Genomic DNA, 16,092 nt, shown 5'->3' on the forward strand with positions numbered 1-16,092 from the left:
CGTCGCCCGGCGCGCTACGGCAAATTTCCAGACACCCGTTCTATTCTCCAGAACCCGCCCCCTCCGGCCTGGGGGGGTGGGCTTGCGCTGCGTTTCGTACTCTCGCTTTCATCACGCCGCCCAACCGGGTGGCGCCGACTTCCACCAACGGGAGCCATTCGTGCGAGAAACGGGAACGCCCGATCCTTTGATGACCACCGCTGCCGCTGCGTACGCGTATCCGCTGCTCGTCAAGCAGTTGCTCATCCATTCACTGACGGTGCGCGCCGATCAGGAAATCACGTATCGCGGCGCGCTGCGCTACACGTTTGCCGATTTCCGGCGGCGCGTCGGCCAGCTTGCCAATGCGCTCGCATCGCTCGATGTGCGCGCGGGATCGACGGTCGCGGTGATGGACTGGGACACGCATCGCTATCTGGAAAGCTACTTCGCGATCCCGATGATGGGCGCGACGATCTTCACCGTGAACGTGCGCATTTCCGCGCAGCAGATCGCCTACACGCTGAATGACGCGGGTGCGGAAGTGCTGATCGTCAATAGCGATTTTTTGCCTGTGCTCGAAGCGATTCGCGGCGAACTGAAGCATGTGCGCGAAGTGATCGTTGCAAGCGACGACGAAGCGAAACCGTGTACATCGTTTCCCGTTGCGGGCGATTACGAGCAACTCGTGTCGTCGATGTCCGCAGACTTCACCTTCGAAGATTTCGACGAGAACACGCGTGCTGCGATTTTCTATACGACAGGCACGACGGGCGACCCGAAGGGCGTGTGCTACAGCCACCGGCAGATCGTGCTGCACGCACTCGCGACGGCGACGACGCTGTGCTCGCCATGTTCCGGCCAGCGCCTGCATCGCGACGATGTCTACATGCCGATCACGCCGATGTTCCATGTGCTTGCGTGGGGCATGCCGTATATCGCCGTGATGCTCGGCCTGAAGATCGTGCTGCCCGGCCGCTATCTGCCCGACACGTTGCTGCATCTCAAGCGCACGGAGCGCGTCACGTTCTCGCATTGCGTGCCGACCGTTCTGCAAATGCTGCTCGATGCAGCCGCGCGTGAAGCGCATGACCTGTCGGGCTGGACGATGATCATCGGCGGTTCGGCGTTGTCGCCGGCGCTGTGTCGCGCAGCGCTGGAACAGGGTATCGATGTGTTCGCAGGCTATGGCATGTCCGAGACGGGCCCCGTTGCCGCGCTGTCGCAAGGTGTGCCCGACGCGGCATCGGTTGGCATCGACGAAGCGGTGCGCAGACGTTGCATGACGGGCCGGCCGGTGCCGATGGTCGAACTGCGCGTCGTCGATGCGCAGATGAACGACGTGCCGCGCGACGGACGCGCGCAGGGCGAGATCGTGTTGCGCTCGCCGTATCTGACGCCGGGTTATCACAACAAACCTGAAGCCTCCGAAGCGCTGTGGGAAGGCGGTTATCTGCATACGCAGGACGTCGCGGTGATGACGCCGGATGGCTACGTGCAGATCGTCGACCGGATCAAGGACGTGATCAAGACGGGCGGCGAGTGGGTGTCGTCGATCGAGATCGAAGCGCTCATCAACGAGCTGCATGGCGTGGAAGAAAGCGCCGTGATCGGCGTGAAGGACGAACGCTGGGGCGAACGACCGAAGGCGCTGATCGTATTGCGTCCACATGCGACGCTCGACGCAGATGACGTGCGCGCGCATCTGCTCAGTCTCGCCGACGCGAAAAGGATCAGCCGCTATGCGGTGCCCGAAGCCGAGCGGGTGATTTTCGTCGCCGGCATACCGAAGACGAGCGTCGGAAAGATCGACAAGAAGCTGCTGCGCCAGCAGTTCGAATGATGCATCTGCATTATCCCGGCGCGCCTTGAAGCGGCCGGGCTCACCACAATAGACGGAGACTTGATGAACTCGAAACTGGTTGGCGCGGCTGCGCTTCTTGGCTGCGTGAGCGTGGCGCATGCGCAGACGTCGTCGGTGACGCTGTATGGCGTCGTCGACTCGGGGATGCTGTATCAGAGCACGGCGGCGGCGTCGTTCGCGCCGAACGCGAAGAATCTCGGCAAGATCTATCGCTTCAAGGACGGCGGCATCTATTCGAGCGTCTGGGGCATGAAGGGCAGCGAAGATATCGGCGGCGGTTATCGCGTCAACTTCAAGTTGCAGGGTTCGTTCGATAGCGGCACGGGGAAGTCGGGACTCAGCGACACGCCGGGCGTCACCGCGATGTTCAACCAGTTTGCGACCGTGGGCGTGTCGGGACCGATCGGCACGTTCAACGCGGGCCGCCAGATCGTACCGATGATCTACGCGATGGCCGAAACCGATGTGCGCAACGCGCAATACTTCGGCAGCATTCTGACGGCGTGGCTCGGCGTCAATCAGGCGGCAGGCTGGGCGGGCACGAGCACCAACGGTCCGATCGGCGCGCTGTACGACAGCAATGCGCTCGTGTATCAGACGCCGACCTTCGCGGGCGTGTCGCTCGCACTCGAATATGCGCCGGGCGGCGTGCCGGGCGAATTCCAGGGCGGCACGCGCGAATCGGCGGTGCTCAAGTATTCGAACTATGGTCTCAATCTCGCTGCCGCGTACTACAACGGGCACGATGCGAATCCCGCGCCCGGCGCGCCGTTGACGGGCCTGAACAACAACCGGTTTTTCTACTTCGGCGCGAAGTACACGTTTCATGACTTCCTTATTTCCGCGTCGTACGGCAAGGGGAAAAATCCGGCGCACAGCAATCAGGCCGACTTCGACATGTACTCGTTCGGGCTTGGCTACATCATTTCTCCGGCGCTGCGCGTGACCTCGGGCATCTACTACCTGAAAGACGCGAACCACTCGGACAACCATTCGACGGAATTTGCGGTCGGCGCCGAATACAGTCTGTCCAAACGCACGGCTGTGTACGGACAGGTCGGCCACGTCAACAACACGGGCACGATGAACCAGACCATCGTCTATGGTCAGCCTGTTGCGCCGGGCGTCAGCACGACGGCAGCAATGATCGGCCTGCGTCACAACTTCTGATGAATGCACGCACATGCGCACGCCGACGCGTGCGTTGTGCAATGCGCGCGACGCTTCCGCACAGCGAGAGTATCCTTTCGATGAACTTGCAAAACACGGTACATGTACCGTCTTTTAGCAAATTGCCGAAAATGAAGGACGGTGCTTCATGGATGCGGTCTCCGACGTGCTGCGCGTCGTGCGCCTGGGCGGCGCGGTTTATCTTCACGCTGAATTGACGGCGCCGTGGTCGTTGATCGGCCAGGCCGATCAGGCGCTGTGCCTCTCGTATCTGCCGAGATCGGACCGCGTCGTTTCCTATCATCTGGTCACGGAAGGCACGTGCTGGGCACGCCTGCCCGATTCCCACGATCCCGCCATCTGCGTGCATGCGGGCGAACTGCTCGTCGTGCCGCAAGGCGAGGCGCACATCATGGCAAGCGCGCTCGATGTCGAACCCGTTCCCGCCGGGCCGCTGCTCGAAACGCAACTGGCGACCATGCCGGGCGAAGTGTTGAACCTCACGTACGGCGGCGGCGGGCCGCCGACGCGCATCCTGTGCGGCTTTCTCGCATGTGACGACGCGCTGAGCAACCCGGTACTCGGTTCGCTGCCGCGTCTTTTCAAGGTCGATGTACGCAATGATCCGCAGTCCGCATGGATCGAGGCGTCGCTGCGTTATGCCGCCGCGGAAGCGGCGCAACGCCGCGCAGGCAGCGCCATCGTGCTCTCGCGTTTGTCGGAACTGCTGTTCGTGTGGGCCGTGCGGCGCTGCATCGACGACTTGCCCGCGGACCGCAAGAACTGGCTCGCGGGCGTGAAGGACCGCTTCGTCGGCCGCGCGCTGTCGATCCTGCACGCGCAGCCCGCCTACAACTGGACCGTCGACGAACTCGCGCGAAAAGTCGGTCTCTCACGCTCCGCGTTTGCCGCCCGCTTCAGCGATCTTCTAGGGCAACCGCCGATGCAATACCTCGCACGCTGGCGGCTGATCGTTGCTTCGCAGGAACTGTCGTACAGCAGCAAGGCGATTGCAGCAATTGCCGAAGAGGTGGGCTACGAATCGGAATCGGCGTTCCATCGCGCATTCAGGCGCGAGTTCGGACAGCCGCCCGCAGCGTGGAGAAAACGTCATAGCCATGTCAACGGCGCCGAGGTTCTCGCAGCGAGCCAGTAACGCCAGAGTTCCAGTGTCTGCATGCCATGACGCAGCGTTTGCAGCGCATGCTTGCGCCGGTTCAGTCCGTCACGCGCAATACCCGTCGAGATGCGTCGTCGCGGCGCTTGTGCAGGCATCGAATGCATGGCGTGCAGTTCGTCCGCAATCGCGTGCAACAGGCGGCGCGCTACGGCATGCCATACGAGCGGATCGAGTATCCGCGTACCGCGCAGCGATCTCAACAGCGACAGCGCAGTGCTGAGTTCGCGCATATGCCTGCCGTGATCATTGTTCAACTGCCGCACGACTGCGAAGCATGCGTCCCATCCGACATGCGCCTGCACATGCAGCAGCGCGATCAGCAACACAGGCGGCAACAGTGCGATGCTCTCACGCACGAGCGGATCGTCTTGCAGTTGCGCAAGCAATAGAGCAGGGGAAACGTCGCTGGTGAAGCGCTGTGGCGTGTCGGGCAGATGATGCATGACGAGGCCTCCTGTTACGCAAGGGTGGTCGCGAGTTTTCGTGGCCGATCGCGAACGACGCGTCGCGTCCCGCTACGGCAATAGAAAAGGCTGCACACCCTGACTTCACAAGACCTTGCTGCCTGACGTCGTTAGAACGTACCTGCTGCAACAGATGCTTCATGGTGCTCGATGCCGTCTCGAGAACCACTATGCGGCAACGCCTCTCAAACACCCTTGCCTTTGCGTCGCGGCTCTTTGTCCGATCGTCCAGTTTTGTCGTGCGTGCGGTACGCACTTTGCCGCACGTCCGCCAAGCTTTGCCGTGCGTCCTGCTAACGGCGACGACGACATCGCGATTACGTCGATTGACGCGAGCGAACCTACCGACAACACTGTCGTCGAGTGCGCGCCCAGCGTCGTGAATAACAACGTGACGGGGCGTGCGTTATCGACAGGCATCGACTAGCGTTGGGAGCGCGTACTTCATGAACAATCTGGATGGAACCATCGTCGCCATTACGGGCGCCTTCGGCAATCTCGGTCTCGTGACAGCGCAAGTGCTGGCCGCGCGAGGCGCGAAGGTCGCGTTGATCGGCAGAGGCAGGGCGCCTGCGGACCTGCCTGCGTCGCTTGCTCAGGCGTGTGTCGTGGGCGGTGTCGATCTCGCGGAGCGCGACGCCGCGCAACGTGCGGTCGATTCGATCGTGAGTCAGCTCGGCGGCCTGAATGGGCTGGTGAATATTGCGGGCGGCTTTAGCTGGGAGACCGTCGCCGACGGCAGCGCCGACACCTGGGAGCGCATGTTCGATGTGAACGTGAAGACGGCGCTCAATGCATCGAAAGCGGCGCTGCGCCCTTTGACGAAGAGCGTGGGCGGACGCATCGTCAATATCGGCGCAATGGCGGGTCTGAAGGCGGGCATGGGAATGGGCGCTTACGCGGCGTCGAAAGCGGGCGTGATGCGTTTGACGGAAGCGCTTGCCGAAGAACTCAAGGACAAGGGCACAACCGTCAACGCGATTTTGCCGAGCATCATCGATACGCCGCAGAATCGCGCCGACATGCACGACGCCGATTTTTCGCGCTGGGTGACGCCGGAGCAGATCGGCGCGGTGATCGCGTTTCTGCTGTCGAAGGAAGCGCAGTGCATCACGGGTGCGCTAATTCCCGTCGCCGGGCGTGTCTGAGGTTTTTTCGAAGCCAAATCAAATATTACAAAACACTGTGAAAAGTATTTCATAATCATTCATTAAATTAGCGCGTCATCACGGCGCGCCATGGACGAACTGATCCACGGCGTGGGCTGATTTTCTAGCCAACCCACCCCTCCCCAACAATGGATCACCAGAACATGGCGCAGCCACTCGACTATTCACGCCGCAAGGCCCTCAAGATCATCGCTGGCGCGCCGATGCTGCCGCTCGGCAGCGCGGCGGCCGCGTCGCTGCTCGCGGCGTGTGGCGGCACCAGCAATCAGCCGGCAAGCACACCTGTGGCGGCCGCGTTCACGGCGGCGTCGTTCGGCGGCATGGCTGCGCCGTCGCTGGCCGATCCCGCCGCGATGTCAACGACGACGGTCGCCTCGACGATGACCGCACAGTTCGCCGATGGCAGCAGCCGCGCTTACAAGCTCGCGTATCAGCCGTTCTTCGTCACGGGCGATTCGGTGCCGAACACGACGGGCGGCGCGATCGTCGCGGGCGGGTATTTCGACATCAACAATCAGCCGATCGTCGACCGGTCGGTGGCGGGCAAGGAACGCCAGTTCTTCTCCGACTGCCCGGACGGTACTTCGCTGATACGCCTCGACAAGCCGACGGTGAAAGGCGTGAAGGGCAACCCCGTGTTCGCCGTGGTGCAGTTCGAATACACGACGCGCGACCAGACGGTGGCCGACATGTACGGCAAGCTGCCGTCGCCGATTGCCGTGCTCACGCTCGATCAGGACCCGGCGACGGGCAAGCTCACGCTGGTCAGCTACGCGAATGTCGACACATCGGGCGCGCATGGTCTGTGGATCACGTGCGGCGCGAGCCTGTCGCCGTGGAATACGCATCTGTCGAGCGAAGAGTACGAGCCGGATGCCGCGACGATCGCGACCAACACGCAGTTTCAGGCCTACAGCCAGAATCTGTACGGCAGCACGACGGCGGCGAATCCGTACCACTACGGACATCTGCCGGAAATCACCGTGAACCCGGACGGCACGGGCACGGCGAAGAAGCACTACTGCCTCGGCCGTATTTCCCACGAGCTGATCCAGGTGATGCCCGACAGGCGCACCGTGCTGATGGGCGACGACGCGACCAATGGCGGCCTGTTCATGTTCGTCGCCGACAAGGAAGCGGACCTGTCGGCGGGGACGTTGTATGTGGCGAAGTGGGCGCAAACATCGTCGGCGGGCGCGGGCGCTGCGACGCTGACATGGCTGAATCTCGGCCACGCAACCAGCGACGAAATCGAAGCGCTTGCCAACTCGCTGACGAACGCCGACATCATGGATATCGTCACGAACGAGTCCACGCCGCCGACTGATCCGAAGTACACGAAGATTCATTTCGGCGGCAAGTTCAACTGGGTCTACATCAAGCCGGGCATGGAGAAAGCGGCTGCGTTTCTGGAGACGCACCGCTATGCCGCGCTGAAGGGCGCGAGCATGGGTTTCACGAAGCTCGAAGGGACGACGGTCAACGCGAAGGACAAGATCCTGTATTCAGCGATGTCGCAGATCACGGCGTCGATGGTGCGCGGCAACGCGCATTCGACCGACATTGCGCTCGACAAGGGCATTTCGTCGGGCGCGGTGTACGCGCTGAACATGAAGGGCGGGCAGAGCGACCTGGGCGGCGCGGCGATCAACAGTGAGTGGGTGCCTGTTGACATGAGCGCGCCTGCCGCGCTGGTCGGTGAAGATCTCGCGGCGGCCGACAGCCTCGGCAACACTGCGAACCCCGAGAAGATTGCGAATCCCGACAACCTGAAGTTCTCGGAGAAACTGCGCACACTGTTTATCGGTGAAGACAGCGGCATGCACGTCAATAATTTTCTGTGGGCGTACAACGTCGACACGAAGACTTTGTCGCGCATTTTGTCGTGCCCGGCGGGGGCTGAATCGACGGGGCTGCATGCTGTCGACGAAATCAATGGCTGGACTTACATCATGAGCAATTTTCAGCATGCGGGTGATTGGACCAGTTTGCACGCGAAGGTGCAGACGACGCTCGATCCGCTCGTGCGGGCGAATTACAAGGATCGATTCGGCGCGGCAGTCGGGTATTTGACGGCTGATCCCGCCGCTATCAGGTTGGCCTGAGGGTCAGGCTTGCTGCGATTTTTTTTATAGGTCTTATCGCGGGGAAAATTTGATGAAGGTTGTCGGCCCCTCTTCGGAGGGGATTTTTTTTGGGTTTTGGTTTTGGTTTTGGTTTGGGTTTTGGTTTTTGTCTTGCGACGCTGGGTTTGGTTTGCTTTTGTTGTCGCGGGCATCCGCGTGATGTTTTCGTAGTTCACGCGTTGCCCCTGTGCGGGGCGGCACTTACTTTCTTTGCCGCCGCAAAGAAAGTAAGCAAAGAAAGCGGGCTAACACCGCCCGTTCTTGACCTCCGCCTGAGGGCCCCCAACAGTTCCTCCGCTTCACACGGCGTTCTGCCATTCACTGCCCGTTGCCAACGCTTCGAATCGATGCCTCACCCGCTTCAATCACCCGTAGCGCGGCAAACGGCAGCGAGTGGTTTGCGCCGCCCAGGTGGCAAACTGTGTGTCGGTCGTAGTGCTCCACTCCTCAGCGCTCTTACGACACCGATCGTGCTTTTCAGTCCGGAGTGAAGCGCATAGGCCGCGATAGCCGACACACAGTTTGCCGCTATAGAACGTGTCCAATTCGACAACGCGTGCAGTGACGCAGGAGCATGAGGCGGGTGAGGCACTCAATAAGAGCGCTGGCAACGGGCGGTGACTGAGAGGTTGCCGTATGAAGGAGAGGACCCGTTGGGGGCCCTCAGGCAGGCACAAGAATTAGCGGTGTTCAGCGGCTTTCTTTTGCCTACTTTTCTTTGCCGCGGCAAAGAAAAGTAGGTGCCGCCCCGCACAGGGGCGACGCTTGAAGCAGGCAAGACAAAACGCGGATGCCAGCGAAAACAAAAGCAAACCACCCCAGCGTCGCGAGACAAACCAAAAGCGAATGCCACCCCGCACAGGGGCAACGCATGAACAAGGCAAAACATCACGCGGATGCCCGCGAAAACAAAAGCAGACCGAACCAGCGTCGCAGACAAACACCCCCCAACAATCCAAACCTACGACCTCCCTGAGCGACGCTCACCACCCTTCACCTTCTTGCACCGCAAATACCCCTTCCTCAACTCGGCGACCTTCGCGACAACACTAGCAAGAATCCCCAGCGCCCCAACCGTCTCAACCAAAGCCGAAAGCATGATGTCTCCTGTCCGATACGAGAGCGAATTCCGATGCTGGCAAACGTTTGAGCGAAGCGTAATTCCACTACCTGCCCGCCACAATCTGGAAGTTCCGGATTCAGATTTCGCCGCTGCCGAAGCGTGAGAATTGCGCGCCGGCAATCAGAAGGACGATCCACCTTCGATGGATTCAAGCGTTCGCGTTACGCTTCCTAACGGCTTCTTTCACGTCGGTCCGCGCGATGCGCGCGTCTGTCACCATCCGCTGCACTGCGGCGCGAATGCAGTGAACACTTAGAACGCGACGAAAAGGATTCGGTCTTCGTGGAAGAGTTTTTCGTATCGAGAGCCAGCGCCGTCGAGCGCATCATGCGCGCGCGGCGCTCACTCATGAAAGAGATGGAAGGCGCGAGCGCCGGCGCCTATGCACTCAGTCAAGGTCCGTCGCTGCTCGACAAGCTCGAACAACTGCTGTTCGACGTCCGCGCTGGCCGTATATCGGATTTCCTTATGCCGTCACTGAACAGCAAGGTGCGCATACTCGTGATGGCCGACTAGCGCGCCGCCTGAATGCAAGAAAGCCTGCGCCCTACACGGAATATCGACGCCGATCCAGTCGGGCACCCCCGGGCGCAATCGTAAAACCGAGCAGAACCTCGGAAATTGACATTTCACACTTAACATTTGCTTTCGGCTGTCGATAAAGCGTACTTCACCTGCCTCTTTCCGCAGATAACGGACGCCTTCACTCAGCAAAGTCCGGCAAGCGCCAGAGGTGAACATTCTGAGGGGCTCATATGCTACAGGGCAGCTACAACAGTCTTCTCGTGTTGTTCTCGCTCCTTGTCGCGGTGCTGGCCGCGTACACGTCGCTTGAAATGGCCGGCCGCATCACGACAGCGACGGGCCGCGCCGCGCGCTGGTGGCTCACGGGCGGCGCGTTCGCCATGGGGCTCGGCATCTGGTCGATGCACTTCATCGGCATGCTCGCGTTCAATCTGCCGATCCGCATCGGCTTCGATCCCATCGTCACGCTGTTTTCGCTGTCGATCGCGGTTGCGTCGTCGGCATTCGCGTTGTGGCTCGTCTGTCAGGACGAACTGCCCGCGGGACGTCTCGCGTGTGGCGCGGTCCTGATGGGTCTCGGCGTGGCGGGCATGCACTACACGGGCATGGCCGCGATGCGCATGGAGCCGGGCATCGTCTATGACGTGCCGCTCTTCGCGCTGTCGATTGCCATTGCCATCGCCGCTTCGGGCGTCGCGCTGAAAACGGCGTTCAGCCTGCGCCACAACTCGCGCCGCATGCGGCCGCTTCGCGCCGGCGCCGCGATCGTGATGGGACTCGCGATCGTCGGCATGCACTACACGGGGATGTCGGCTGCGGCCTTTCCGCCCGGCACCGTATGCGCGGCGGCGACGGACGGCGTGAACAGCGCATGGGTCGCGGTCGCCATCATCATCGTGACGCTCAGCGTGACGGCCGTCGCGTTGTCGATATCCGTGCTGGAGGAACTGCGGCTCGAAGCCGAAAACGCAGCGCTGACCCAATCCCTCGCACAGGCCAATCAGGAACTCGGCTATCTCGCGTTGCACGACGCGCTGACCAAGCTGCCGAACCGTGTGCTGCTCGAAGGCCGGCTCGAAGGCGCGCTGGCGCAAGTGCGCACGGACGGCGGCCAGTTTGCGCTGATGTTCATGGACCTCGACGGCTTCAAGGTCGTCAACGACGCTTACGGCCACCATGTCGGCGACCAGTTGCTCGTGCAGGTGGCGGAGCGCCTCGCGTCGGCCATGCGCGCGCGCGATACCGTCGCGCGCGTGGGCGGCGACGAGTTCGTGCTGCTCGTGCCCGACGAAGGCCACGCGGGCGCGAGCGTCGTCGCGGGCCGTTTGCTGGCGGCAATTAGCGCGCCGTTCGAAGTGAACGGCCACGATCTGCGCATTTCGACCAGCATCGGCATTGCGATGTGTCCCGCCGACGGCGCCGACGGCCACGATGCGCTGACCCACGCCGACGCGGCGATGTATCACGCGAAGTCGCTGGGCCGCAACGCGTATTGCTTCTTCGACGCGTCGATGAACGAGAACATGCAGGGCCAGTTGCAGCTGACGCACGACTTGCGTGCGGCTATCGAGCGCAAGCAGCTGGTGCTGCACTATCAGCCGCAGTTCGCCGCGCCCGATGGGCCGATCACGGGTGTCGAGGCGCTGGTGCGCTGGGCGCACCCGAAGCGCGGCCTGATCGGTCCCGACGAATTCATTCCGCTTGCCGAGAAGACGGGGCTGATCGTGCCGATCGGCGAATGGGTGCTCGACGAAGCGTGCCGCCAGATCCGCGAATGGCGCGATTCGGGCGCGTGCGACTGGAACGTTGCCGTCAACCTGTCGCCCGTGCAGTTCGGCCACCCGCAGCTGACCGCGCTGGTGCGCGACACCCTCGCGCGGCATCGCGTCGATCCGCGCAATCTGACGATCGAAGTGACCGAGTCGGCAGCGATGCGCGACGTCGACGCGAGTCTGCGCATTCTGCAGGCCCTGCACGACATGGGCGTGCGCATTTCGATCGACGATTTCGGCACCGGCTATTCGAGCCTGATGTACCTGAAGCGCCTGCCCGCGAGCGAACTGAAGATCGACCGCGGCTTTGTGCGCGAGCTTGCGCATGACGCGGAGGATGCGGCGATCGTGTCATCCGTGGTCGCGCTCGGGCATACGCTGGGGATCGAGATCGTCGCGGAAGGCGTCGAGACGGCGACGCAAAAGGAGTTTCTGACGCGCCTGGGCTGTAATGCGCTGCAAGGCTTTTTGCTCGGCCGGCCGGTTCCGGCGGCGGACCTGCGCGCCCTTTCCATGGCTGATCCGCAGCCGAGCCTGTCTTAACTGGCAGCGGCGAGACGTCTTTTGTCTGAATGTTCGCTGGGCCACATAGGGGCGCGCGTCTGTCGGTGATACTGTGCTTGCGCACGGGGGAAGTTTGCGCGTAACGCGATAATCCGAAACAGGCGAAAGGTTGAACGGTCGGCAAAGCACAAGCGCCACGCGGCGCAGACCTTTGCCGAAGGTCTAGCCTTCCGGCGCCGTCAGGCGACCTGGGCCTTCAAAACTACAGCATGAACGCCGGCCCAGGCCGGCGTTTTCTTTTGGTGCTGGCCAGGCGCCGGTCGTGCTGCATTGCAGTTTTGCCGGATGCGATTATTTCATCGCCGGTAGTATCTGGGTTTGGCTTGCGCCTTCTCACTTTCCGCCGATGCCCCACACCATGCGCGCTGTACTCAACAAATGGCTTTTCATCATCTATCTGCTGGGTAGCGGGACGATCTGGTCCACGGTCATGCTGCTGCTGTATCCATTCGTCAGCCGGTCGGCGCGCTATAGGCTCGCGGCGCTCTGGTGCCGCGCGCTCGTCGCGGTGATGCGCGCGGTATTCGGCATCCGCTGCTCGATCGACGGACTCGAGCATTTGCCGCAGGAACCGTCGATCATCCTGTGCCGTCACGAATCGACCTGGGAAACGCTCGCGTTCCTCGCGCTCTTTCCGCGCCGTATCAGCTTCGTGTTCAAGCAGGATTTGCTGCGCATTCCGTTCTTCGGCTGGGTGCTGAAGGGACTGGACATGGTGAGTCTGGATCGCGGCTCGCCGCGCCAGGCGCACGTCGCCGTCACGCGCGAAGCAGCCGAGCGCCTCGCGAAAGGCGATGTGGTCGTGATCTTTCCGGAAGGCACGCGGGTGCCGCATGGCGCGCCCGTCAAGCTCACGTCGGGCGGCGTACGGCTGGCTTGTGCGACGGGCTCGCTGATCGTGCCGGTGGTGCACAACGCGGGCAAGGTGTGGCCCGCCAAAGGCTGGCCGACGGGCGCGGGACATATCCGCGTCGTGATCGGCCCGACACTCTCACCTGTCGAGCGCTCACCTCAGGAACTCAGCCATCAGGTGCACGACTGGATGCAGGCCGAGTTGCTGAAGCTTTGACTGCTGCGGATCAGGCTCAGGCCGCGACAGCGTGCGTGAGATCGTGCTCGGTGCGCATCAGGCCTTCGATCATCCGCGCTTCGGCCTTCGCAATATCTTCCAGCGATGCAACCGCGAGCTGGCGGTCGAACGTATCGAGCGCGATGGTCAGCCACGCGTAGTTGTCGCCTTCGACCGTCCATTTTCCGTCGGCTTTTTCAGCGGCGTCGATGTCGGTCATCGCGATCTGCGCTTCGGCGATATCGTCAATCGCCTCGGGCAGATGGCCGATGCGGCTGAGTTCTTCGGCGACCAGCAGTTGCCGGCCGAGCGTCGTGAACAGCTCGCGCGAGCCCTGGCCGCGGCGGAATGCATCGAGGCTCGCGTAGCCCTGCAGCAGCATGGCCCGCGTGATCGGCTCGTGCGCGGCACGGCTGAACGTCAGCGCGCGCAGCAGCGGCGACATGGCGGGAGTGGGACGGTGCTGCTTGCGGGCCTTCGACTTGTGCGACATGGTGATGTACCTCTTCTCTTCGTTTCCCGCGAGGCCGTTGGCCGTGTAAAACGCAGGAAAAAGGTGCCGCCGATGCTCTGGCGGCACGACAGGGGATAACGGTGTTGCGTGGAACGGAAGTGGGCGCTACCGCGTCTGCTTCCGTCGACAGGGGTTCAACGACAAGCCTGCGAGCGAATATTGAGCCGAGACAATTAAGACAGACTTAAATCGCGAGGCTTGCGCATGTTACTGATACTGCGCGTGCGGTTCCTGGCGTTGCGCGGCCTGTTCTTCGGCGTGCTTTTTCGCCAGATGCCGGCCGACGATACAGCCGCCCACCGCGCCGACCACGGCGTGATGCCCCGCGTAGTGTCCCGCGACGCCGCCGACCACGGCGCCCTTGATGCAACCTGCCGCATGCGCCGTCCCGCTGACGGCCAGAAAGAGTGCTGCTGCGGTGAAGGTGGCTTTCCCGAAAGCGGTCATGCTGATATCCGTTTGTTTTGATCGAAGCGATGTTGTGCCAGCGCGCCCGATTTCAATAGCGTCGTGCGATCGAATCGGACTGGTCGCGCTGGTGACTGTGAGCGCAGTGTACGCAAGCACTTCGGCCCAAGGTGCAACATGTGTGCGAGTTTCGTAACAAGCAGTTAGACGGCGCGCGGGCCGCCGTGCAGATTGGCAAAGCGCCGGCGGGATTGCGTCAAGGTGCGGGCGACGAGGCGGGCGCCGGCGTCGCGCGCAGCCTGTGCGTCGTTTTCGGCGCGGCAGCAGCAGCGGACGCGGCTTCGGATACACCCGCCGCGCCTGACGGTACATCCACTGGGCGCGTCGACGGACCGGCCGCGTCCGGATACATCGCCATCAGCGTGCGCAGCACGCCGTTGGTCCAGCCGAAACCGTCCTGCAACGGATACTCGCCGCCGCCCGCTGCCGTCGTGCCCGCCCTGGCGTCGACGTCGTATTTCTCGACCAGTTTGCCCGTGTGCTGGTAGTACGCGACATTCGTGGCGATCCAGCGCGTCGCGATCTGCTGCGCGAGGTCCGCGTGACCGTAGCGCCGCAAGCCGGTGATGGCGAGATATTGCAGCGGCGCCCAGCCGTTCGGCTCGTCCCATTGCTGGCCAGTGCGCACGGTAGTGGTCGCGAGTCCACCGGGACGCAGCAGGCGTGCGCGGATCGTCGCTGCGACGGCGGCGGCCTGCGCCTTCGTCGCGATGCCCGCATACAGCGGATACACCGTCGCCGCGCTGAGCCGCTGTGTGAGCCGATGCGCAATGAAATCGTAATCACCGAATGCGTTCATCTGCGGATCCCACAGCACGCGGCGAATCGCGTCCGCGCGCGCGGCGGCGTGCTGCTCGAGATTCTCCGCACGCGACGCGTCGCCCTGCACGCGATACGCCTTCGCCAGCGTGCGTTCGAGATCGACGAGCAGGCTGTTGAGATCGACGGGAATGATCGACGTGACTTCGATCGTCGCGAGCGTCTTGCCGTCGGCGAACCAGCGCGAACTGAAGTCCCAGCCGGTTTCGCCGCCCGCGCGCAGGTTGCGCCACAGGTCTTCCGCGTTGCGCTGCGGTGTCGCCTGCGCGGTGGCGACGTCTTCCCCGTACGATTCGTCGCGCGGCGTCGCGCGTTCGTCCCAGTAGCGGTTGAGCAAGGTGCCGTCGGGCAGGCGCACGAGATGCCGATACGCGCTGCCGGCCGCGATCTTGTCGTGGCCGTCCATCCAGTACGCGTATTCTTTGCGCAGTTGCGGCAGATAGCGCAGATACACCTGATCGCCTTCGCGCTCGGCCGCGAGCCGTACCATCTGCGCGAAGAACGGCGGCTGCGAGCGGCTCAGGTAATACGTGCGGTTGCCGTTGGGAATATGGCCATAGCGGTCGATCAGGGTCGCGAAGTTGTCGAGTTCGTTCTTCAGCAATTCTTCGCGGCCGCTTTGCCGCAAGCCGAGCATGATGAAATACGAGTCCCAGTAGTAGATTTCGTCGAAGCGGTCGCCGGGCACGATATACGGATAAGGCAGCGGCAGCAGCGACGACCACGGGCTCGCGGTGGCGTCAGGGTCGCGTCGAAGCACCGACCAGAGCGTGTCGATGTGCGCCGTGACGCTCTGGTTCGGGTCGGACACGTAGTTTTTCGTTTCGCGCGCGGGCAACGTGAAATGCTGCTCGACGAACGATTTCAGCGCGAACTGCGGATCGTTCTTCTGCCTGGCGTAATCCGCGACGATCTGTTGCGGCGGCGCGTTCGGCACCATGTCGGCGAAAGTCTTGCTGTCCGGGTACAGATGCGCAAGTTCGACATCGCGATACAACGCGCCGTAGAGTTCCGAGGGCGGCACGGGCACGACGGGCGATGTGGTGGCGCTGGCGCTGCTCGAAGCGGCGCTGATAGCCGATGTTTGCGCGTTGGCGGGTTGCACATACGCGACGAGCAGCGCGGAGGCACAGAGGGAGATCGTGAGAATGCGCGAGAGAATGCGGCGGACATGAACTTGCTGCATCGGCATGACGCTCCTTATCGAAGGCTTTCGGATAGAGGGAGTCACGAGAGCAGCGCATGTTCCCCGAAGGGCCGAAATTCCGCCCGATTCACCCGTAATG

Annotated in this window: 13 protein-coding genes; 9 read left to right on the forward strand and 4 right to left on the reverse strand. The window is 62.5% G+C overall.

Annotated elements, in window-relative coordinates; all coding sequences use genetic code 11:
• The first annotated feature begins 190 nt into the window (after nt 1-190).
• The 3 genes from G3O01_RS15010 to G3O01_RS15020 all read left to right on the forward strand — a co-directional run bounded on the left by G3O01_RS15010 (nt 191) and on the right by G3O01_RS15020 (nt 4,169).
• Nucleotides 191-1,822 (forward strand): fatty acid--CoA ligase, encoded by a 1,632-nt coding sequence (locus G3O01_RS15010; RefSeq protein WP_205805888.1) that lies wholly within the window; start codon nt 191-193, stop codon nt 1,820-1,822.
• Nucleotides 1,823-1,885: 63 nt separating this feature from the next.
• The gene (locus G3O01_RS15015; RefSeq protein ID WP_205805890.1) at nt 1,886-3,013 is read left to right on the forward strand and encodes a porin; all 1,128 of its coding nucleotides are present in this window, start codon (nt 1,886-1,888) and stop codon (nt 3,011-3,013) included.
• A 148-nt stretch (nt 3,014-3,161) separates the two neighbouring features.
• Nucleotides 3,162-4,169 (forward strand): AraC family transcriptional regulator, encoded by a 1,008-nt coding sequence (locus G3O01_RS15020; protein ID WP_205805892.1) that lies wholly within the window; start codon nt 3,162-3,164, stop codon nt 4,167-4,169.
• Here the strand turns inward: G3O01_RS15020 and G3O01_RS15025 are convergent.
• Complete coding sequence (locus G3O01_RS15025; protein ID WP_205805894.1) at nt 4,124-4,636, reverse strand: hypothetical protein; 513 nt, start codon at nt 4,634-4,636, stop codon at nt 4,124-4,126. The genes G3O01_RS15020 and G3O01_RS15025 overlap by 46 nt on opposite strands.
• A 304-nt stretch (nt 4,637-4,940) precedes the next feature.
• On the opposite strand from G3O01_RS15025, the gene G3O01_RS15030 reads away from it, so the two are divergent.
• The 6 genes from G3O01_RS15030 (at nt 4,941) to G3O01_RS15055 (ending at nt 13,005) form a co-directional block, all read left to right on the forward strand.
• Nucleotides 4,941-5,084, forward strand: coding sequence for a hypothetical protein (locus G3O01_RS15030; RefSeq protein WP_205805896.1), 144 nt, complete (start codon nt 4,941-4,943; stop codon nt 5,082-5,084).
• 19 nt (nt 5,085-5,103) lie between these two features.
• Entirely contained in the window at nt 5,104-5,805 is a 702-nt protein-coding gene (locus tag G3O01_RS15035; RefSeq protein ID WP_205805898.1) for an SDR family NAD(P)-dependent oxidoreductase, read from the forward strand.
• A 164-nt stretch (nt 5,806-5,969) separates the two neighbouring features.
• The gene (locus G3O01_RS15040) at nt 5,970-7,931 is read left to right on the forward strand and encodes an alkaline phosphatase PhoX (RefSeq protein ID WP_205805899.1); all 1,962 of its coding nucleotides are present in this window, start codon (nt 5,970-5,972) and stop codon (nt 7,929-7,931) included.
• A 1,426-nt stretch (nt 7,932-9,357) separates the two neighbouring features.
• Nucleotides 9,358-9,591: a hypothetical protein gene (locus G3O01_RS15045; protein ID WP_205805900.1), complete on the forward strand. Its 234-nt coding sequence runs from the start codon at nt 9,358-9,360 to the stop codon at nt 9,589-9,591.
• A 239-nt stretch (nt 9,592-9,830) separates the two neighbouring features.
• Nucleotides 9,831-11,915, forward strand: coding sequence for a bifunctional diguanylate cyclase/phosphodiesterase (locus G3O01_RS15050; protein WP_205805901.1), 2,085 nt, complete (start codon nt 9,831-9,833; stop codon nt 11,913-11,915).
• Nucleotides 11,916-12,294: 379 nt separating this feature from the next.
• The gene (locus tag G3O01_RS15055; protein WP_205805902.1) at nt 12,295-13,005 is read left to right on the forward strand and encodes a lysophospholipid acyltransferase family protein; all 711 of its coding nucleotides are present in this window, start codon (nt 12,295-12,297) and stop codon (nt 13,003-13,005) included.
• Nucleotides 13,006-13,021: 16 nt separating this feature from the next.
• On the opposite strand, the gene G3O01_RS15060 is transcribed toward G3O01_RS15055, so the two are convergent.
• The 3 genes from G3O01_RS15060 to treF all read right to left on the reverse strand — a co-directional run bounded on the left by G3O01_RS15060 (nt 13,022) and on the right by treF (nt 15,998).
• On the reverse strand, nt 13,022-13,498 hold the full coding sequence (locus tag G3O01_RS15060) for a hypothetical protein (RefSeq protein ID WP_205805903.1): 477 nt from the start codon (nt 13,496-13,498) through the stop codon (nt 13,022-13,024).
• Between the two features lie 228 nt (nt 13,499-13,726).
• Complete coding sequence (locus G3O01_RS15065) at nt 13,727-13,966, reverse strand: hypothetical protein (protein ID WP_205805904.1); 240 nt, start codon at nt 13,964-13,966, stop codon at nt 13,727-13,729.
• A 217-nt stretch (nt 13,967-14,183) separates the two neighbouring features.
• Nucleotides 14,184-15,998 (reverse strand): alpha,alpha-trehalase TreF, encoded by a 1,815-nt coding sequence (treF, locus tag G3O01_RS15070; RefSeq protein WP_277403033.1) that lies wholly within the window; start codon nt 15,996-15,998, stop codon nt 14,184-14,186.
• Nucleotides 15,999-16,092 lie beyond the last annotated feature (94 nt).

It is taken from the genome of Burkholderia sp. Ac-20365, from assembly GCF_017104715.1.
Classification (GTDB): domain Bacteria; phylum Pseudomonadota; class Gammaproteobacteria; order Burkholderiales; family Burkholderiaceae; genus Paraburkholderia.